Source organism: Micromonospora citrea (assembly GCF_049629545.1).
Classification (GTDB): Bacteria; Actinomycetota; Actinomycetes; order Mycobacteriales; family Micromonosporaceae; genus Micromonospora; species Micromonospora citrea_A.
The window spans coordinates 122,521-144,456 of sequence record NZ_JBNADX010000006.1; the positions used below are offsets into that span (position 1 = coordinate 122,521).

5 protein-coding genes are annotated in these 21,936 nt (G+C 75.7%); all 5 read right to left on the reverse strand.

Annotated features, from left to right (window positions below):
* Window positions 1-4: 4 nt before the first annotated feature.
* The 5 genes from ACPFP2_RS09810 to ACPFP2_RS09830 all read right to left on the reverse strand — a co-directional run bounded on the left by ACPFP2_RS09810 (window position 5) and on the right by ACPFP2_RS09830 (window position 21,923).
* Entirely contained in the window at window positions 5-844 is an 840-nt protein-coding gene (locus ACPFP2_RS09810; RefSeq protein ID WP_424088206.1) for an ABC transporter permease, read from the reverse strand.
* Window positions 841-1,875 carry an ABC transporter ATP-binding protein gene (locus tag ACPFP2_RS09815; RefSeq protein WP_424088208.1) on the reverse strand — a complete coding sequence of 345 codons (1,035 nt, stop codon included), beginning with the start codon at window positions 1,873-1,875 and terminating at the stop codon, window positions 841-843. The genes ACPFP2_RS09810 and ACPFP2_RS09815 overlap by 4 nt, the downstream gene beginning before the upstream one ends.
* Window positions 1,876-1,971: 96 nt before the next feature.
* Window positions 1,972-7,431: a type I polyketide synthase gene (locus ACPFP2_RS09820; protein WP_424088210.1), complete on the reverse strand. Its 5,460-nt coding sequence runs from the start codon at window positions 7,429-7,431 to the stop codon at window positions 1,972-1,974.
* A gap of 25 nt (window positions 7,432-7,456) precedes the next feature.
* Window positions 7,457-16,888: a type I polyketide synthase gene (locus ACPFP2_RS09825; RefSeq protein ID WP_424088211.1), complete on the reverse strand. Its 9,432-nt coding sequence runs from the start codon at window positions 16,886-16,888 to the stop codon at window positions 7,457-7,459.
* Between the two features lie 46 nt (window positions 16,889-16,934).
* A complete protein-coding gene (locus ACPFP2_RS09830) occupies window positions 16,935-21,923 on the reverse strand; it encodes a type I polyketide synthase (RefSeq protein ID WP_424088214.1) in 4,989 nt (1,662 codons plus the stop codon).
* Between the last annotated feature and the right edge of the window lie 13 nt (window positions 21,924-21,936).

Here is a 21,936-nt window from a genome sequence, read left to right on the forward strand (position 1 = left end):
GTCCCTAGTCCATCGCCCGGCGCATGAAGCCGCGGATGCCGATGGTGGTGAACAGCACGAACACCCCGGCCAGGACGAGCAGGTCCAACCAGAGCGGCACCGATTCGACCCCTGGCGGAGCGACCAGCGACCGGGTGGCCTCGCTGACGTAGGTCAGCGGGTTGATCGCGCAGACCACCTGGAACCAGGGCAACGAGTCCAGGGCCCGCAGCGGGAACTGGGTGGCGCCGGTGAACATCAGCGGCGTCAGGGTCACCGTGAACATGATCTGGATGCGGTGCGGCGGGACCAGGGTGCCGAACGTCAGCCCCATCGCCGCGCCGACCAACGCCCCGATCACCAGGACCCCGAGAACCTGGAACACCGTCGACAGCGGCCAGGTGACACCGAGCATGAGCATGCCGATCGGGATGAGGACGATCCCGGCGACGAGGCCCCGGATCGCCCCGAAGACGATCTTCTCGAAGGCGACCAGCGGGACGGCCATCGGCGCGAGCAGGCGGTCCTCGATCTCCCGGGTGAAGGAGAAGTCCATCACCATCGGCAGCGCGGTGTTCTCCAGGCCGATCAGGAAGGCGTTGAGCGCGATCACGCCGGGCAGCAGCACGTTGGCGAAGTCGTCGCTGGCGTACCCGAGGTCCTTGAGCACCTTGCCGAAGATCAGCAGCATGAACAGCGGCTGGAGGAACACCTGGGCGAAGAACGCGCCCAGCTCCCGTCCGGTGACGAACAGGTCGCGCCAGAGCACCGCCCGGAAGGTGGCGAGCTGGTCCAGCACTCGCACCGACGCGGGCGTGACGGCCGGCGACGGCATGGGCGGGCTGGCGGGGGCGGTGACGCTCACCGAAGTTCCCTTCCGGTCAGGTGGATGAAGACGTCTTCGAGGCTGGGCTGGCCGATGCTGAGGTCACGGACCTCGCACCGCAGGTCGGTGAGGATCTTCAACGCCATCGGCACGGCGTTGGCCGGCGCGGAGCCGGTGTAGAGGCGGAACGACAGGGTGGCGTCCGGGTCGGGCGCGGCCTCCGGCATCGGCATCGGCGGCATGCCCGGGAACATCGGCATGCCCACCGGGCCGCCGGCGCGCAGCCGCTCCACCCGCTCGACGTCGGGGACGTTGCCGAGGGCGGCCTGCACCTCCTCGGCGGGGGCGCCGGCGGCGACCACCAGGGTCAGCGTGCTGCTGCCCGGCAGGGTCCGGGTCAGCGCGGCCGGGGTGTCCAGGGTGAGCAGCTTGCCGTGGTCGACGATGCCGACCCGGTCGCAGAGCTTCTCCGCCTCGTCCATGTCGTGGGTGGTCACCACGACCGTGACCCCGGACTGCTTCAGCTCGGCGATCCGGTCGTGCACGAAGAGCCGCGACTGCGGGTCGAGACCGCCGGAGGGCTCGTCGAGGAAGAGCACCCGGGGCGAGTGCATCAACGCCCGGGCGATCATGGTGCGTTGCGCCAGGCCGCCGGAGAGGAAGTCCGTCCGGGCGTTGGCGAAGTCCTTGAGCCCCATCTGCTCCAGCAGCTCGTCGGCCCGCCGGATCCGCCGCGCCCGGGGCACCCGGTGGTACGCCGAGTGGAACAACAGGTTCTGCCGGACGGTCAACGCCCGGTCCAGGTTCACCCGCTGCGGCACCACCGCCAGCAACTGCCGGGCCACGGCCGGGGCGCGGACCACGTCCGCCCCGCAGACGGTGGCCCGTCCCGAGGTGGCCCGTACCCGGGTCGTCAGCACCCCGATCGTCGTGGTCTTGCCGGCGCCGTTCGGCCCGAGCAGACCGAAGACCTCACCGGCGGCGACGGAGAAGCTCAGTCCGTCCACCGCCGGCGGCATGTTGGGCTGGTACTGCTTGACCAGCTCCTCGACCACCACTGCTTCGTCCACGTCGCCATGCTCCCGTCCTGGTCCCCTCAGGGGACAGATGTCCGTCACGTCGATAGGGGGTGCTAGGGGCAGGCCAGGGGCGCGCCGCACCCCTGGTCACAAACCGCGTCCGGCCAGCCACTCGTCGACGGTCGCGGCCAGCTCCGGGCCCCGCTCGCCGACCATGGTGAAGTGGTCGCCGGTCGCGTCCACCGCCTCGTGCGGGTACGGCCACCGCGACCGCCAGCCGTCGGGCTCACCGGTCCACTCCCCCAGCGGTCGGCTGGCCCGCACCAGCAGGGTCGCCGCGTCCATCGGCGCGGGCTGCCAGTCGAGGAACAGCGGCAGGTACCCGGCCCAGGCCGTGGTCCGGTAGTCGTCCATCGGGGTGTACGCGCTGTCCCGCTCGACCATCCCGTCGAGCAGCTGCGACGTCCAGCCGCCGAGCACCTCGCTGTTCGCCGGGTAGGTGTCCATCAGCACCACCGCGGCCGGTGGGTGGCCCTGGTGTTCCAGCTCGCGGGCGAGCACGTTGGCCACCATCGCGCCACCGGAGTGCCCGGCCAGCACGAACGGGCCGTCGCCGACGGTGCGCAGCACGGTGTCGGCGTGCACCCGCAGCAGCGCGGGCAGGTCGGCGGGGAGTTCCTCGCCGACGCCGAACCCGGGGTTGGGCAGCGCCCACACGTCCCGCCGGCCACGGAAGCCGGCCGCGACGCGGGCGTACTCGTGCGGGCCGGAGAGCAGCGACATGGTGCAACAGCAGACGACCGGGACGCCGGGCCCCTCGGCCAGCCGCAGGACGCCGGCCGGGCGGGTGAGCTGCGCCGGCTCGGTGAAGGCGGGCCGGAACTGGGCGAGCTTGACCAGCAGCTCGGCGTACCCGGCCGCGTCCTCGCGCGCCTTCGGCTGACGGAACAGGCCGCCGAGGATGCCGCCCGCCCCCTCCGGGGTGCCCTCGGCGGCGCCGCCGTCCGGGTCGCCGGCCGCGTCCGCGCCGAGGATCCGGTCGAGCAGGTGCCGGGCCAGCGCGGTCGGGGTGGGATGGTCGAACAGCAGGGTGGCCGACAGTTCCGCGCCGGTGTCCTGGCGCAGCGCGTCGCGCAGCTCCAACGCGGTCAGCGAGTCGAAGCCCAGCTCCAGGAAGTCCCGGTCGGCCTCGATCGCCCCGGGTGAGGCGTGCCCCAGCACGGTGGCCACGTGCGCCCGGACCAGGTCCAGCAGGATGCGGTGCCGGTCGGCGGCGGCGCTGCCGGCCAGCCGGTCGCGCAACGCCCGGGCCGGGTCGGCCGGCTGAACGCCGTCGCGCCCGTGCGGGTCGGTCACCGCCTCGGGCACGCCGCGCAGCAGCGCGCTGGGGCGTACCACGGTGAAGGCCGGCATGAACGTGGGCCAGTCGACGTCGGCGACGGCGACCTCGTCGTCGCCGCGCCCGAGCGCCTGCTGCACCGCGGCGACGGCCAGGTCGGCGTCGAGCGGCCGGATCCCCCGGCGGCGCAGCGGGGCCGGCTCGGCGACCTCGTCGGCCCACGGCACCCAGGCGAGCACGGTCGCCGGCCGGCCGGCGGCCCGGCGGCGGGCGGCCAGCGCCGACAGGCCGGCGCCGGTGGCGGCGGCGACGGCCGCACCGCCGCTGCCCCAGGTGGCGGCGGTGGAGGTGAAGACGACGAACTCGTCGACCGGCCGGTCGGCGACGGCGGCGTCGAGCGCCGCCACGGCGCTGACCTGATCGGCGACGGCGGCGGCCAGCCCGGCCGGGTCGGTCGCGGTGACCGGGTCGCCGGCCCCGCCGGAGTCGGCGACGTGCACCACCGTGCGCACCGGCGTGCCGGCGGCGGCGAGCAGGTCCAGTGCGGCGGGCAGCGCGGCGGGGCCGTCGACCACGGTGACCGCGACGGGCAGGTCGGCGGGGGCGTCGGGTCCGGCGAGCAGCAGGTGGGACGCGCCGCGCTCGGCGAGCCAGCGCAGCAGGTGCGGGGCACGCACGGCCGCCGTCCCGTGCACCAGCACCGCACCCCGGGGCCGCCAGTCCTCGTCGGACGCCGGGCCGGTGGGGGCCCGCTCCAGCCGCCGGGCGTACACCCCGCCGGCCCGCACGGCGAGCTGGTCCTCGCCGCCGCCGCCCGCGACCACGCGGGCCAGCGCGGCGTACGCGGCGTCGTCCGGGTCGGCCGGCAGGTCCACCAGGCCGCCCCAGAGCCGGGGCGTCTCCAGCGCCAGCACCCGCCCGAGCCCCCAGACGGTTGCCCCGGCGACGTCCGGCGCGGCGTCGTCGGTGTCGGCGACGACCGCGCCCCGGGTCACGCACCACACCGGCGCGGTGGACCCGGCGGCGGCGAGGGCCCGGACCAGGGCGGCGGTGCCGGCCAGCGGACCCGACGCCCAGACCCCGCCGCCGTGCGGGGTGGCGGTGTCCACGGCGAGCAGCGAGAGCACCAGGGCCGGGGGCGGGCCGGCGAGGGCGGCCGGCAGGTCGTCCGGCGACACGGGCACCGGGGACAGGCCGGCGGCGGCCAGCGCGATCAGCAGCGGATCGGGGGTGGCGCCCGGGTCGGCGACGACCAGGCATGCGCCGGCCGCAACGGTGGCGGGCGGCGGATCGACGCGGGTCCACGTGCCGCGGTACCGCAGCGCGTCCAGCTCGTCGCGGCGACGCCGCCGGCCCCGGTAGGCGGCGAGGGCGGGCAGCAGGTCGGTCAGGGTGGCCCGCCGCTCGGCGTCGACGCCGAGGACGGCGGCCAGCGCGGCCGGCTCGTCGCTCTCCACGGCGGCCCAGAACTCCCCGTCGGCGGCGTCGGCCGCCGGCCGGGGGTCCAGGTCGAGCACCACCGGCTCGGGCCAGTACCGCTCGTGGTCGAAGGCGTAGGTGGGCAGCTCGACCCGGGTGGCGTCGGTGCCGGCGAAGAGGGCGGCCCAGTCGACGCCGGCCCCGCGCAGGTCGACGGCGGCCAGAGCGGCGAGCAGGGTGGCGGCCTCCGGCTGGTCGCGGCGGCCGACCGGGACGAAGGCCCCCGGGTCGGCGTCGGGCAGGCACTCCCGGGCCATCGCGGTGAGCGCGCCGTCCGGCCCCAGCTCCAGGAACGTGCCGGCCCCGGCGGCGGCGAGGGTGGCCATACCGTCGTGGAAGCGGACCGTGTCCCGGACGTGGTCGACCCAGTAGCCGGGGTCGGTGGCCTCGGCGGCGGTGAGCACCGCGCCGGTGCGGTCGGAGACCAGCGGCAGCGTCGGCGGGTGCCAGGTGACCTTCTCCGCGACGACCCGGAAGTCGGCCAGCACGGCATCCATCCGGGCGGAGTGGAAGGCGTGGCTGACCCGCAGCCGGCGCACCTGCCGGCCCTGGGCGCTGAGCCGGTCCCCGGCCGCCAGCACCGCGTCGGCGTCGCCGGAGAGCACCACCGACGCCGGCCCGTTCACCGCGGCCAGGGCCACCCCGTCGCCGAGCAGCGGGGTCACCTCGGCCTCGCCGGCGCGTACCGCCAGCATCGCCCCGCCCTCGGGCAGGGCCTGCATGAGCCGGCCCCGGGCGGCCACCAGGGCGGCGGCGTCGGCCAGCGACAGCACCCCGGCGACGTGCGCGGCGGCCAGTTCGCCGACGGAGTGGCCGAGCAGCTGCTGCGGGCGCAGCCCCCACGCGGTGACCAGCCGGTACGCGGCCACCTCGTACGCGAACAGCGCCGGCTGGGTGAACTCGGTGCGGTCCAGCAGGGCCGCCTGCGGCGTACCGGCTTCGGCGAAGACCACCTCGCGCAGCGGGCGGGCCAGGTGCCGGTCGAGTTCGGCGGCCACCTCGTCGAAGGCGGTGGCGAACACCGGGAAACGGCGGTGCAGCTCGGCGCCCATGCCGGGGCGTTGCGCGCCCTGGCCGGTGAAGAGGAAGGCGAGCTTCCCGGCGGGGCGGGCCAGGCCGCGTACCACGTGGGGGTTGGCGGCGTCCTCGGCGACGGCCCGCAGGCCGGCGCGCAGCGCGTCGACGTCGTCGCCGGTCACCACGGCCCGGTGCGGCAGCGCCGCCCGGGTGGTGACCAGCGAGTACGCCACGTCGGCCGGGCGCAGGTCGGGGTGGGCGGTCAGATGGTCCAGCAGGCGGCGGGCCTGCCCGGCCAGGGCCGGCGCGGAGCGGGCGGAGACGATCCACGGCGCCGCTGCGGCGGGTGCCCCGGCCGGCCGGACGGCCCCGGCGTCGGCGGGGTCGGCCTGCTCGACGATGGTGTGCGCGTTGGTGCCGCTGACCCCGAACGCGGACACCCCGGCCCGGCGCGGCCGGCCGGTCTCCGGCCATCCGGTGGCACCGGTCAGCAGGGTCACCGCCCCGGCGGACCAGTCGACGTGCGGGGTGGGCTCGTCGACGTGCAGCGTCGGCGGCAGCACCCCGTGCCGCATCGCGAGCACCATCTTGATCACCCCGGCGACACCGGCGGCGGCCTGGGTGTGCCCGATGTTCGACTTCACCGAACCGAGCAGCAGCGGACGGTCCGCCGGCCGCTGCCGGCCGTACGTGGCCAGCAGCGCCTGCGCCTCGATCGGGTCGCCGAGGGTGGTTCCGGTGCCGTGCGCCTCGACCACGTCGATCTCGTCGGCGCTCAACCCGGCGTTCGCCAGCGCCTGGGTGATGACCCGGCGCTGGGAGGGACCGTTCGGGGCGGTGAGCCCGCTGCTCGCCCCGTCCTGGTTGACGGCGCTGCCGCGCACCACGGCGAGGACCGGATGGCCGTTGCGACGGGCGTCGGAGAGCCGCTCCACGAGCAGCATGCCGACCCCCTCCGACCAGCCGGTGCCGTCGGCGGCGGCGGCGAACGACTTGCACCGCCCGTCGGTGGCCAGGCCGCGCTGGCGGGAGAACTCGACGAACACCGTCGGGGTGGCCATCACCGACACCCCGCCGGCCAGCGCGAGGGTGCACTCGCCGAGCCGCAGCGCCTGGCAGGCCAGGTGCAGCGCGACCAGCGACGACGAGCAGGCGGTGTCCACGGTGACCGCCGGCCCCTCCAGGCCGAGGGCGTACGAGATCCGGCCGCTGGCCACGGCGGCGGCGCTGCCGGTGCCGAGGTAGCCCTCGACGCCGCCGCCGACCCCGGCGAGCAGGGCCGCGTAGTCGCCCTGGCTGCTGGTGGCCGCGTACACCCCGGTGGGCGCGCCGCGCAGCGTGGTCGGGTCGATCCCGGCCCGCTCGAACGCCTCCCAGGCCGTCTCCAGCAGCAGCCGCTGCTGCGGGTCCATCGCGAGGGCCTCGCGCGGGCTGATGCCGAAGAACGCGGGGTCGAAGTCCCCGGCGTCGGGCAGGAATCCGCCTTCGCGCACGTACGAGGTGCCCCGGCTGGCCGGGTCGGTGTCGTAGAGCGCGTCGAGGTTCCAGCCCCGGTCGTCCGGGAACGGGGCCATCGCGTCCCGGCCCGCGGCGACCAGGTCCCACAGCTGCTCCGGCGAGCGGACCCCGCCGGGGAAGCGGCAGCTCATCCCGATGATCGCCACCGGTTCGGTGAGGGTGGCGGCGAGCTGCTGGTTCTGCTGCCGCAGTTTCTGGTTGTCGAGCAGGGACGCGCGCAGCGCGCTGACGACCTCGTCCAGTGAGACGCTCATCGGGGGCTCCTTGCGGCCGGCCGGGTCACGAGTCGGTGCCTTCGAGGGCCATCCGGACCAGGCCGGCGACGTCGAGTTCGCGGATCTCCGCCTCCGGCGCCGTGGTCGCGACGGCGGCCACCGGTGGGGCGGCCGGACCAGTGACCGTGCCGGCCAGCTGGAGCAGCTGGTCGAGCAGGCCGGCCTCGCGCAGCTGGTCCAGCGGGATCGCGGCGAGGACCCGGCGGACCTGCTCCTCGTCGCCGTCGGCGGCACCGACGTCGCCGAAGAGCTCCGCGTACAGGTGGTCGGCGAGACCGGCCGGGGTCGGGTAGTCGAAGACGACCGTGGTGGGCAGCTCGTGCCCGGTCGCCGCGGTGAGCAGGTTGCGCAGCTCCACGGCGGTCAGCGAATCGAAGCCGAGGTCGAGGAAGCCCCGGTCGGTCTCGATCGCGTCGCCGGAGGAGTGCCCGAGCACCTTCGCCGCGTCCACCCGGACCATCTCCAGCACCGCTGCCCGCCGCTCCTCGCCGGGCAGCGCCCGCAGCCCGGCCAGCAGGTCCCGGCCGGCCGACGCGGACGTCTCCGGCGCGGCGACGGGGGCGGTCAGCGCCCGTACGGCCGGCAGGTCGGCCAGCAGCGGGCTGGGCCGCAGCGCGGTGAACAGCTGGTGGAAGGTGGCCCAGTCGACGTCGGCGACGGTGACGCAGGTGTCGCCGGCGGCGAGGGCGTGCCGCAGCCCGGCCATCGCCACGCCCGGCGGCATCACCCGCAGTCCCCGGCGGCGCAGCTGCTCCGGCGCGCCGTCGGTGAACATGCCCGACTCGGTCCACGGGCCCCAGGCCACCGAGGTGGCCGGCAGGCCCCGGCCGCGCCGCCGCTGCGCGAACGCGTCCAGGTAGGCGTTGCCGGCGGCGTACGCACCCTGCCCACCGCTGCCCCACACCGCCGCGATCGACGAGAAGAGCACGAACGCGTCCAGCTCGACGCCGTCGAGCAGCTCGTCGAGCAGCTCCGCGCCGACCAGCTTCGGGGCGATGACGTACGCCAGGTCCTCCAGTGTCGTCTCGGCCAGCGGCACGACCTCGCTGACTCCGGCGGCGTGCACCACCGCGCGCAGCGGCGGGCCCTCCCGGCGCAGGTCGGCGACCAGGTCGGTCATGGCGGCCCGGTCGGCGGCGTCGCACCGGGCGACGCGGCAGTCCACGCCGAGGGCGGTCAGCTCGGCCAGCAGCTGCGTCGCGCCGGGGGTGTCGGCGCCGCGTCGGCTGGTGAGCACCACCCGTTCGGCGCCGGCGCCGGCCACCCAGCGGGCCACGTGCCCGCCGAGCGCCCCGGCCCCGCCGGTGATCAGCACGGTGCCCCGGGGCCGCCACGGCTCGGGCTCCCTGTCGGTCACGGCCGGGGCGAGCCGCCGTACCAGCACGCCGGACTCCCGCACGGCGAGCTGGTCCTCCGCGCCGTCGCCGGTGACGACGCCGCCGAGGCGCATCGCCGTCCAGCTCTCGATCGTGGCGGGCAGGTCGACCAGGCCGGCCCAGCGGGTGGGCTGTTCCAGGGCGGCCACCCGGCCCAGGCCCCAGAGCGCCGCCTGCCGGGGGTTGACCGGGGCGTCGCCCTCGCCGACGCCGACCGCGCCCTGGGTGACGCACCACAGCCGGGCCGCCGCGTCGAGGTCGGCGAGCTCCTGCACCAGCCGTACGGTCGCGGCGAGGCCCCGGGGCAGCGCCGGGTGATCGGTGTGCGGGGCGTCGTCCAGGCCGAGGAAGGACAGGATCGACAGTGGACCGTCGCCCCCGTCGAGCGCCTCGCCGAGCACGTCGGCGAGCTGCCCGCCGAGCGCGTCGGGGTCGGCGGCGGTGTCGACCGGCACGGTGGTGACGTCCGTGCCGAGGGTCCAGGTGCAGGAGTCCAGGTCCGCGTCGTCGGCCCGGTCGGCGGGCAGCAGCACCAGCCAGCGGCCGGGCTCCTGCGTCGCCGGGGTCACGGCGAGCGGCTCCCACACCTCCCGGTACCGGCTGGCGTCCACCAGCGACCGTTCCCGGCCGCGCCGCCGCCACGCGGACAGCGCCGGCAGCACCGTGCCGAACGGCTGGTCGCGGTCCACCTCCAGCTCGTGCACGAGGGAGTCGAAGTCCTCGGCCTCGACGGCCGCCCAGAACCGGCGCTCGACCTCGGTGCGGTCGTCCTCGGCGGGCAGGGTGGCCCAGGCCGGCGGCTCCGGCCAGTACCGCTGCCGGTCGAACACGTACGTGGGCAGGTCGACGCGCTGCGCGCCGGTGCCCTCGTACAGGGCGGACCAGTCCGGGCTGACGCCGTGGGTGTGCAGGGCGGCGACGGCCCGCAGCAGGGTGGCCGGCTCCGACCGCTCGCGGCGCAGGGTGGGCACGACCAGCGGGGGCCGGGCGCCGGCCGGGGCGCCGTCGGCGAGGACGGCCTGGGCGAGGGCGGTGAGCACCCCGTCCGGGCCGATCTCGACGTACCCGGTGCAGCCCTGCTCGCGCAGGGCGGCGACGGCGTCGGCGAAGCGCACGGCGTCGCGGGCGTGGCGCACCCAGTACGTCGGGGCGCCGAGGTCGGCCGCGTCGACGGGCCCGCCGGTGACGGTGGAGACCATCGGCACGTCCGGGTCGCGGTGCGCGAGCCGGCCGGCGACGGCGGCGAGGTCGTCGAGGACCGGGTCCATCAGCGGGCTGTGGAAGGCGTGGCTGACGGTCAGCCGCCGGACCCGCACGCCCCGGGCGGTCCACTCGGCGGCCAGGTCCTCGACGGCGTCGCCGGCTCCGGAGAGCACCACGGCGGTGGGGCCGTTGACGGCGGCGACGGAGACCCGGTCGGCCCGGTCGCCGAGCGAGGCGAGCACGTCGGCCTCGGTCGCGGCGACGGCGAGCATCGCCCCGCCGTCGGGCAGGGCCTGCATGAGCCGGCCCCGGGCGGCGACCAGCTCGGCGGCGTCGGCCAGGGAGAGCATCCCGGCGGCGTGGGCGGCGGCGAACTCGCCGATGGAGTGCCCGGCGACGGCGTCGGGGCGCACCCCCCACGCCTGTAGCAGCCGGAACAGCGCCACCTCGACGGCGAAGAGCGCGGGCTGGGTGAACTCGGTGCGGTCCAGCAGGGCGGCGTCGTCGGTGCCGGGCTCGGCGAAGAGCACCGGCCTCAGCGGGCGGGGCAGGTGCGCGTCGAGGGCGGCGCAAACCTCGTCGAGGGCGGCGGCGAAGGCGGGGAACGCCTCGGCCAGCTCGCGGCCCATCCCGGCCCGCTGCGCGCCCTGCCCGGAGAACAGGTACGCCACCTTCGGCCGGGCGGCGACCGTGCCGGTGACCACCAGCGGCGAGTCCTCACCCGCGCCGAGGGCGCGCAGCCCGGTGCGCAGCGCGATCCGGTCGGAGGCGAGGACCACGGCGCGGTGCTCCAGGGCGGCCCGGGACACCACGGAGGACCAGCCGACGTCGACCATCGGCGGGGCCTCCGGCCCGGTGAGCTGGTCGGCCCACGGGCCGGCCTGGGCGGTCAGCGCCGCCGAGGTACGCGCCGACAGCAGCACCGGCACCACCGGCAGCCGGCCCGGGTCCCCCGCGGGTGCGGCCGGCGTGGGCTCGTCGGGGGCCTGCTCCAGGATGGTGTGCGCGTTGGTGCCGCTGATCCCGAACGACGACACGGCGGCCCGGCGGGGACGCCCGGTCACCGGCCAGGGCCGGCCCTCGGTGAGCAGCTCGACCGCGCCGACGCTCCAGTCCACCTGGTCGGTCGGCTCGTCGACGTGCAGGGTCGGCGGAAGGTAGCCGTAGCGCAGGGCCAGGACCATCTTGATGATCCCGGCGACTCCGGCGGCGGCCTGGGTGTGGCCGATGTTCGACTTGACCGAGCCGAGCAGCAGCGGCGTACCGTCCGCCCGGTCCTGCCCGTAGGTGGCGAGCAGGGCCTGCGCCTCGATCGGGTCGCCGAGCCGGGTGCCGGTGCCGTGCGCCTCGACGGCGTCCACCTCGGCGGCGGTGAGGCCGGCGTTGGCGAGCGCCTGCCGGATCACCCGCTGCTGGGCGGGCCCGTTGGGGGCGGTGAGCCCGTTGGACGCGCCGTCCTGGTTGAGGGCGCTGCCCCGCACCACGGCGAGGACGGGGTGGCCGTTGCGGCGGGCGTCGGAGAGCCGTTCGACCAGCAGCACGCCGAGGCCCTCGCCCCAGCTGGTGCCGTCGGCGGCGGACGCGAACGCCTTGACCCGGCTGTCCGGGGCCAGCCCTCGCTGCCGGCTGAACCCGACGAACACCCCCGGGGTGGACATGACGGTGACGCCGCCGACGAGGGCGAGGGAGCATTCCGCGCGGCGCAGCGCCTGGCACGCCCAGTGCAGGGCCACCAGCGACGACGAGCAGGCGGTGTCCACCGACACGGCGGGCCCCTCCAGCCCGAGCGTGTACGACACCCGGCCGGAGAGCACGCTGCCGGCGTTGCCGGTCATCAGGTGTCCCTCGGCGCCCTCGGCGCTGAACATGAGGTTGCGGTAGTCCTGGTAGTTGGTGCCGACGAAGACACCGGTGGGGCTGCCGCGCAGCGCCTGCGGGTCGATCCCGGCCCGCTCGATGGCCTCCCAGGACGCCTCCAGCAGCAGCCGCTGCTGCGGGTCCATGGCCAGCGCCTCGCGCGGGCTGATGCCGAAGAACCCGGGGTCGAAGTCGGCGACCGAGGTGACGAAGCCGCCCTCCCGGGCGTAGCTGGTGCCCTCGTGCTCCGGGTCGGAGTCGAAGAGCCGGTCGAGGTCCCAGCCCCGGTCGGTGGGGAACTCGCCGATCGCGTCGCCGCCGGCGGCGAGCAGCTGCCACAGCTGCTCCGGGTTGTCCGCGCCGCCGGGCAGGCGGCAGCTCATCGCGACGATGGCGATCGGCTCGTCGTCGACCACGGCGGTGGCCGGGGCGGGGGCGGCGGTGGCCGGGGCGACGCCGGTGAGCAGCTCACCCAGGTGCGCGGCGAGCACCGTCGGGTTCGGGTAGTCGAACGCGAGGGTCGCCGGCAGCCGCAGGTCGGTGGCGGTGGCCAGGAAGTTGCGCATGTCCACGGCGGTGAGCGAGTCCAGCCCGAGGTCGCGGAACGGCCGGTCGGCCGGGACGTCGTCGGCCGCGCCGTAGCCGAGCGCGGTGGCCGCGCACTGGCGGACCAGCTCCAGCAGCGTCGCGGAGCGCTCCGCCGGGGAGAGCCCGGCGAGGCGGCGGGCCAGCGCGGACGGGGTGTCCGCGTCCCGCTCGGCGGCCTCCTCGGCGACCTGGCGGGCGGCCTCGCGTACCTCGGCGAGGTCGGCGATGAGCGGGCTGGGCCGGACCAGGGTGAACGCGGGCGCGAACCGGGCCCAGTCGATGTCGGCGATGAGCGTGGTGGCCTCGCCCCGGCGCAACGCCCGGGCGAGGGCCTCGACGGCCAGGTCCGGGTCCATGCCGACCATGCCGCCGCGGCGCAGCCGCTGCTGGGCGCGCTCGTTGTCGGCGGGCAGGCCGGCCCCGCGCCACGCGCCCCACGCCACGGAGAGCGCCGGCAGGCCCTCGGCGCGGCGTCGCTCGGCGAGGGCGTCGAGGAAGGCGTTCGCCGCCCCGTACGCGCCCTGCCCGGCGTTGCCGGTGGTGCCGGCGACCGAGGAGAACAGCACGAAGGCGTCGAGGTCGAGGTCACGGGTCAGCTCGTCCAGGTGCACGGCGGCGGTGCACTTGGGGGCGGCGACGGTGTGCAGGCGCTGCGCGGTGGCGGTGTCCACGATGCCGTCGTCGAGGACGGCGGCGGTGTGCAGCACCGCGGTCACCGGCGCGTCGTCGGGCGCGGCGGCGAGCAGGGTGGCGACCTGCGCGCGGTCGGTGACGTCGCAGCGCGCCACGGTGACCCGTACCCCGAGGTCGGTCAGTTCCGCCTCCAGCTCGGCGGCGCCGGGGGCGTCCGGGCCGCGCCGGCTGGCCAGCAGCACGTGCGCCGCGCCGTGGCGGGCCGCCCAGCGGGCCAGGTGCCCACCGAGGCCACCGGTGCCGCCGGTGATCAGGACGGTGCCGCGTGTCCACCGGCCGTCGTCGCCCTCGTCGACGGGCGGCTCGGGGTCGGTGACGCGGGTGAGCCGGCGGGCGTGGACGCCGGACTCGCGGACGGCGAGCTGGTCCTCGCCGCCGGTGTCGCCGAGCGCCGCGCAGAGCCGCATGCCGGTCCACGGGTCGAGGATGTCGGGCAGGTCGACCAGGCCGCCCCAGCGGGCGGGGTGTTCCAGGGCGATCGCCCGGCCGAGGCCCCAGACGGCGGCGGCGGCCGGGTTGGGCGGCAGGTCCCCGGCGTCGACGGCGACGGCCCGGCGGGTGGCGCACCACAGCGGCGCTTCGACGCCGAGCGTGCCGAGCGCCTGCACCAGCAGGACGGTCCCGGTGACGCCGAGTGAGGTGGCCGGGTGGTCGGGGTGCGCCCGCTCGTCCAGGCCGAGCAGCGACAGCACCGTGGCGGGCGCGCCGTCGGCGGGGAGGGCGACGCGCAGCAGGTCGGCCACAGCCGCCGGGTCGGCGGTCGGGTCCAGCTCGACGGGTACGACGTCCGCGCCGACGCTGCCGAGCGCGTCGAGCACCTCGGCGACCAGCGAGTCGTCGGCGAGCCCGGCGGGGACCGGGACCAGCCAGGTGCCGTCGAGGCCGTTCAGTGGCAGGTCGGGCAGGGCCGGCCAGGTGATCCGGTAGCGCCACCGGTCGATGTCCGGCTCGTCGTCGCCCTGGCTGAGGAACAGCGGCGGCGCGGGCCAGTACCGGTGGTGGTCGAAGGCGTAGGTGGGCAGGTCGACGGTCGGCGTGCGGGTGAGGATCTTGGTGAGGTCGACGGGTAGGCCGATGGTGTGGGCGGTGGCCAGGTTGGTCAGCAGCCGGGTCGGGTCGTCGTCGCCTCGGCGCAGGCTGCCCAGGGTGTGCCCGGTGGTGTCGGTGTCGTCCAGGATCGCCGTCACCGGCATGGTCAGCACCGGGTGCGGGCTGATCTCCACGAACGTGCGATGTCCCGCCGCGATCGCCACCCGCACGGCCGCGTCGAACTGCACGGTGCGGCGCAGGTTGTCGTACCAGTAGTCGGCCGTCATCGTGGCCGGGTCGACCCAGTCACCGGTCAGCGTGGAGACGAGACGGACGTGGCCGGGCTGCGGGGTGATGTCCGCGAGGTCGGCGCGGAGCTGTTCGGCGACCTCCTGCACGGCGGCGGAGTGGGAGGCGTAGTCGACGGGGATCAGCCGGGCGCGGATGCCGTCGGCCTGGCAGGCGTCGACCAGATCGGCCACCGGCTGCGGCGGACCAGACACCACCACCGTCGACGGCCCGTTCACCGCCGCCACACCGACACCCTCGAACGCCGGCAACCGCTCCGCCACGGCGTCAGCGGGCAGGTCGATCGAGGCCATCGTGCCCGTGCCCCGCAACACCGCCAGGGCCCGCGACCGCAGCGCCACCGTCTTCGCCGCATCGTCCAGGCTCAGGATCCCGGCGACACACGCGGCACCGATCTCCCCCTGGGAGTGCCCGATCACCGCCTGCGGGGTGACGCCCACGTGCTGCCACACCGCAGCCAAGGCGATGCCGACGGCCCACAGCACCGGCTGCACCACCTCGACCCGCTCCAGCCACGACTCGTCGTCACCGGTCAACACCGAGACGAGATCCACATCCAGGTAGGGGGCCAGGGCCTGCTGGCACTCGGCCAGCCGCGCGTCGAACACCGGCGTCCGGCCGACCAGACCGGCGGCCATCCGCGCCGACTGCGCGCCCTGACCCGGGAACACGAACACCGGACCGGCACCGTGGTTCGACACCGCCCCGGACACCACAGTGCCCGCCGGCACACCGGCGGCGACGGTGTCCAGGCCGGACAGCAACTCGTCGACGCTCGACCCGACCACCGCACAGCGCTGGTCGAACGCCGACCGGGTGGTGGCCAGGGACCACGCCACCGCCGCCGGATCCAGACCGTCGTGCTCCCGCAGGCGCCGGGCCAGCCGGGCGGCCTGACCGGCGAGCGCGCCCTTCGACCGCGCCGACACCGGCCACACCGACACCGCCGCGTCGACCAGCCCCGGGGACCGCACCTCGGCCGGGGCGTCGTCGGACTCCCCCGGCTGCTCGATGATCACGTGGGCGTTGGTGCCGGAGATGCCGAAGGAGGAGACGGCGGCCCGCCGGGGGCGGCCCGTCTCCGGCCACGGCCGCGCCTCGGTGGCCAGTTCCACCGCTCCGGCCGACCAGTCGATGTGCGGCGACGGCGCGTCCACGTGCAGCGTCGCCGGGACGACGCCCTCGCGCATGGCGAGCACCATCTTGATCACACCGGCGACGCCGGCGGCGGCCTGCGCGTGCCCGATGTTCGACTTGATCGAGCCGAGCAGCAGCGGCTCGTGGCCGTCGCGGTCCTGCCCGTACGTGGCCAGCAGCGCCTGCGCCTCGATCGGGTCGCCGAGGGTGGTGCCGGTGCCGTGCGCCTCGACCACGTCCACGTCGACAGTGGAGAGCCGGGCCGAGGCGAGGGCCTGGCTGATGACACGTCGCTGGGACGGACCGTTCGGGGCGGTGAGTCCGTTGGACGCGCCGTCCTGGTTGACGGCGGAGCCGCGTACCACGGCCAGGACCCGGTGGCCGTTGCGGCGGGCGTCGGAGAGCCGCTCGACGAGCAGCCAGCCGACTCCCTCGGAGAACCCGGCGCCGTCGGCGGCGGCGGCGAACGACCGGCACCGCCCGTCCGGCGACAGGGCACGCTGCCGGCTCGACCCGATGTACAGCCCGGGGGTGGCCATCACGGTCACCCCGCCGGCCAGGGCCAGGTCGCACTCCCCCGCCCGCAGCGCCTGCACCGCGAGGTGCAGCGCCACCAGCGACGACGAGCAGGCCGTGTCGATGGAGACCGCCGGGCCCTCCAGCCCGAGGGTGTACGACACCCGGCCCGACGCGACTGCCGCCGCGCCGCCGGTCATCGAGTGCCCCTCGTCGCCGTCCGGCGACATCATCAGCAGGGTGCCGTAGTCCTGCCCGTTGGTGCCGACGAACACCCCGGTCCGGCTGCCGCGCAGGGACGCCGGGTCGATGCCGGCGGCCTCGACCGCCTCCCAGGACGTCTCCAGCAGCAGCCGCTGCTGCGGGTCCATGGTCAACGCCTCGCGGGGCGAGATGCCGAAGAACGCCGGGTCGAAGTCGCCGGCCCCGTCGACGAACCCGCCCTCGCGGGCGTACGAGGTGCCGGGGTGGTCGGGGTCGGGGTGGTAGAGCCGCTCCAGGTCCCAGCCCCGGTCGTCGGGGAACGGGGCGACGGCGTCCCGCCCGTCGCGCAGCAGCTCCCACAGGTCTCCCGGGTTGCGTACTCCGCCGGGCAGGCGGCAGCTCATCGCCACGATCGCGACCGGCTCCAGTTCCTGGGACTGTGCCTCGCTGAGCCGGCGGCGGGTGTCGTGGAGATCCGCCATGACCCGCTTGAGGTAGTCGCGGAGCTTGTCTTCATTGGCCATCGGAGTGCCGCTTCCTCGGGAGGGACGGGTGAGAGCCGGAGCGGGGTCAGGAGATGCCGAGGTCCTTGTCCACCATCGCGAACAGTTCGTCGTCGGTGGCGTCGTCGAGGTGCCGGCCGATGGTGGCGCCGCCGCTGTCCTGGCCGAGCCGGGAGAGCATCGCCTGCAGGCGTACGGTGGCCCGCACCCGCGCCGCCTCGTCCCGGGCCACCACGTCGAGGCTGTCGGCGATCCGGTCGAGGTCGTCGAGGAGGACCGTCGGGGTGACCACGTCGTCGTGGGCGACCTCGGCGAAGAGGTACTCGGCCAGGGTCGTCGGGGTCGGGTAGTCGAAGACCAGGGTGACGGGCAGGGCCACGCCGGTGGCCGAGCCGAGCCGGTTGCGCAGTTCGACGGCGGTGACCGAGTCGAAACCCAGCTCCCGGAACGCCCGGTGCTCGTCCACCGACTCGGCGGACGGGTAGTTGAGCACGGCGGCGACCTGACCGCGGACGAGGCCGAGCAGCACGGCGAGCCGCTCGGCGGCGGGCAGCCCGGCCAACCGCTCCTGCAACGTGTCCGGGCTGTCGCCGGCGTCCGGGGCGGCGACCCGCTCGGTCGCGCGCAGCCGGCGCACGTCCGGCAGGTCGCTGATCAGCGGCCCGGGCCGGGTGGCGGTGAAGGCGACGTGGAACCTCTCCCAGGCGATGTCGGCGATGGTGAGGAACGCCTCGCCGTGGTCGACCGCCTGGTGCAGCGCGGTGATCGCCGCCTCGGGGGCCATCTCGGGTACGCCGTGGCGGTGCAGCAGCTCGCCGAGGGGTCCGTCGGCCATGCCGCCGCCGGCCCAGGCGCCCCAGGCGATGGAGGTGGCGGGCAGGCCGAGCCCGCGCCGGTGTTGGGCGAGCGCGTCGAGGAAGGCGTTGCTGGGGGCGTAGTTGCCGACGCCGGAGCTGGCCACGCTGCCGGCGAAGGACGAGAACATGACGAATGCCGACAGGTCCAGGTCGAGGGTCAGTTCGTGCAGGTGGTACGCGACGTCGACCTTGGCCGCGAGGACCCGTTGGATCTGCTCCAGCCGGATGTCGTTGATCATGGCGTCGTCGAGCACCGCGCAGGCGTGCACGACCGTGGTGAGCGGCTGTTCGGCGGGGATCGACTCGATCAGCTCGGCCAGGGCGTCGCGGTCGGAGGCGTCGCAGGCGACGACGGTGGCCTGCGCGCCCAGTTCGGTCAGCTCGTCGACGAGCCGCTGCGCACCGGGGGCCGCCATGCCGCGCCGGCTGACGATGACGATGTTCTGCACCCCGCTGCGGGCCAGCCAGCGGGCGGCGTGCCCGCCGAGCGCGCCGGTGCCGCCGGTGACCAGCGCGGTGCCGAAGGGCTCCCACGGGTGCGCGGGTTGGCTGTCGCCGAGCGGTACCCGGGTGAGCCGGCGGGCCAGCAGGCCGCTGGGGCGTACCGCGATCTGGTCCTCCTCGCCGGCGGCGGTGAGGGCCGCGACCAGCAGGTCGGCGCTGCGCTCGTCGACGGCCTCGGGCAGGTCGACCAGGCCGCCCCAGCGCTGCGGGTGCTCCAGCGCGGCGACCCGGCCGAAGCCCCAGACCAGCGCCTGGATCGGGGAGCGCAGCAGGTCGGTGCGGCCGACGGAGGCGGCGCCGGAGGTGACGCTCCACATCGGCGCGTGCAGTCCGACGTCGCCGAGGGCCTGGAAGAGGGCGACGGTGGCGGCGAAGCCGCCGGGCACGGACGGGTGCAGCGGGTGGACCAGTTCGTCGAAGGCGAGCAGGGACACCACGCCGGTCACCTCGGTGACCTCGTCGCCGTGGCCGGGCGCGGTGGTGACCGCTTCGCGCAGCAGCTTGCCGAGCAGGTCACGGTCGGCGTCTGTGGTGGAGACGGGCACCGGGACGACGGTGGCGCCGGCGGCGGCGATCGCCGCCACGGCGGCGTCCTGCCAGGGCTCGACGATGTCACCGGTCGGCATGACGACGAGCCAGGTGCCGCTCATGCCCCGGTTGGCCACCCCGGTCAGCGGCTTCCAGGTGTCCTGGTAGCGCCATCGGTCGATGTCGGACTGCCGGCGGCGCTGCCGGCGCCACGAGGTGAGCAGCGGCAGCGCGGGGGCCAGCACGTCGAGGGCCCGGTCGGCGGGGGTGTCCTCGGTGGCGACGGTCTCGGCGAGGGCGGTCAGGTCGCCGCGTTCCACGGCGGCCCAGAAGGAGGCGTCGGTGGGCTCGGCCGCGGCCTGGAGCAGGGTCTCCAGGTCGACGCCGCCGCTGCCGTCCAGCCAGAACCGCTGGTGGTCGAAGGCGTAGGTGGGCAACGGCACGATGTCGGTCGTGGCGAGCACGGCGGTGAGGTCGACGGGCAGGCCGAGGGTGTGGGCGGTGGCCAGGTTGGTCAGCAACCGGGTCGGGTCGTCGTCGCCCCGGCGCAGACTGCCCAGGGTGTGGCCGGAGACCCCGGCGTCGTCCAGGATGCCGGTGACCGGCATGGTCAGCACCGGGTGCGGGCTGATCTCGACGAACGTGGTGTGCCCGGCGCCGATCGCGGTCCGGACGGCGGCGTCGAACTGCACGGTGCGGCGCAGGTTGTCGTACCAGTAGTCGGCGGTCATCGTGGCCGGGTCGACCCAGTCACCGGTCAGCGTGGAGACCAGGCGGGTGTGGCCGGACTGCGGGCGCACGTCGGCCAGGTCGGCGCGCAACTGCTCGGCGACGTCCTGGACGGCGGCGGAGTGCGAGGCGTAGTCCACCGGGATCAGTCGGGCCCGCACACCGTCGGCCTGGCAGGCGTCGACCAGATCGGCCACCGGCTGCGGCGGACCCGACACCACCACCGTCGACGGACCGTTGACCGCCGCCACACCGACCCCCTCGAAGGCGGGCAACCGGTCGGCGACGGCGTCGGCGGGCAGGTCGATCGAGGCCATCGTGCCGGTACCCCGCAGCACCGCCAGGGCCCGGGACCGCAACGCCACCGTCTTCGCCGCGTCGTCCAGGGTGAGGATCCCGGCGACGCAGGCCGCCCCGATCTCCCCCTGCGAGTGGCCGATCACCGCGTCCGGCACGACGCCGGCCGACCGCCAGACGGCGGCGAGGGCGACGCCGACGGCCCACAGCACCGGCTGCACGACCTCGACCCGTTCCAGCCACGACTCGTCGTCACCGGTCAACACCGAGACGAGATCCACGTCGAGGTAGGGGGCGAGGGCCTGCTGACACTCGGCCAGCTTCGCGTCGAACACCGGCGTCCGGCCGACCAGCCCGGCCGCCATCCGCGCCGACTGCGCGCCCTGGCCCGGGAAGACGAAGACGGGGCCGGCGGACGAGCCGGTGACCGTACCGGCGACGAGGTTGCCGGCCGGGGAGCCGGCAGCCAGGGCGTCCAGCCCGCCCAGCAGCTCCTCGACGGTCGACCCGACCACGGCCGCCCGCTGGTCGAACGTCGAACGGGTGGTGGCCAGTGACCAGCCCACCGCCGCCGCGACGTCGCTGTGCGCGCGTACGTGCCGGGCGAGCCGGTCGGCCTGCCGGGCGAGCGCCGCCTTCGACCGCGCCGACACCGGCCACACCGTCACGTCCGCGTCGACCAGGCCGGACCGGTCGACGGTCTCGACGGCGACCTCGGGGACCTGCTCCCCGTCGACGGTCTCCGGGGCGGCGGCACGCGGCTGGTACTCCTCCAGGATCACGTGGGCGTTGGTGCCGCTGACCCCGAACGAGGAGACGCCGCCACGGCGGGGACGCCCCAGTTCCGGCCACGGCCGGGTCTCGGTGAGCAGGGACACCGCCCCGGCGGTCCAGTCCACGTGCGGGGACGGCTCGTCGACGTGCAGGGTCTCCGGCATCACGCCGTTGCGCAGCGCCATCACCATCTTGACCAGGCCGGCGACCCCGGCGGCGCTCTGCGTGTGGCCGATGTTCGACTTGACCGAGCCGAGCCAGAGCGGCTGGTCGGCGGGCCGGTCCTGCCCGTACGTGGCGATGAGCGCCTGCGCCTCGATCGGGTCGCCGAGGGTGGTGCCGGTGCCGTGCGCCTCGACCATGTCGACGTCGGCGGTGCCGAGCCGGGCGTTGGCGAGGGCCTGCCGGATGACCCGCTGCTGGGAGGGGCCGTTCGGGGCGGTGAGGCCGTTGGACGCGCCGTCCTGGTTGAGGGCGCTGCCCCGGATGACGGCGAGGATCGGGTGGCCGTTGCGTTCGGCGTCGGCGAGCCGTTCGACGACGAGCACGCCGCCGCCCTCGCCCCAGCCGGTGCCGTCCGCGCCGGCCGCGAACGCCTTGCACCGGCCGTCGACGGACATGCCGCGCTGCCGGGAGAAGACGACGAAAACGCCGGGGGTGGCCATAACGGTGACGCCACCGGCGAGCGCGAGGTCACACTCGCCACGGCGCAGCGCGTTCACCGCCAGGTGCAGCGCCACCAGCGAGGACGAGCAGGCGGTGTCGACGGTGACGGCCGGGCCGTTGAGGCCGAGGGTGAACGAGATCCGCCCGGACGCCACGCTGGTGGTGTTGCCGGTGCCGAGGTACATGTCGACGCCCTCGGGCACGTGCGGCAGGCCCATGCCGTAGTTGGAGGTGCTCAGCCCGACGAAGACGCCGGTGGAGCTGCCGCGCAGCGACAGCGGGTCGATGCCGGCCCGCTCGACGGCCTCCCAGGACGTCTCCAGCAGCAGCCGCTGCTGCGGGTCCATCGCCAGGGCCTCACGCGGCGAGATGCCGAACAGGGTCGGGTCGAACGCCCCGGCGTCGTCGAGGAACCCGCCGACCCGGGTGTAGCTCTTGCTCGGCTTGTTGGGGTCCGGGTCGTAGAGCGACTCCAGGTCCCAGCCCCGGTCGGCCGGGAACTCGGTGAGGGCGTCGCGGCCGTCGGCGACGAGGTCCCACAGCTCCTCCGGTGACCGGACGCCGCCGGGGAACCGGCAGCTCATCGAGACGATGGCGAGGGGTTCGGCGTCGCGCGCCTCGACGGTCTGCAGTTTGCGCCTGGTGTCGTGCAGGTCGGCGGTCACCCGCTTGAGGAAGTACCGCAGCTTGTCGTCGCTCATCGGGTCGCACCTG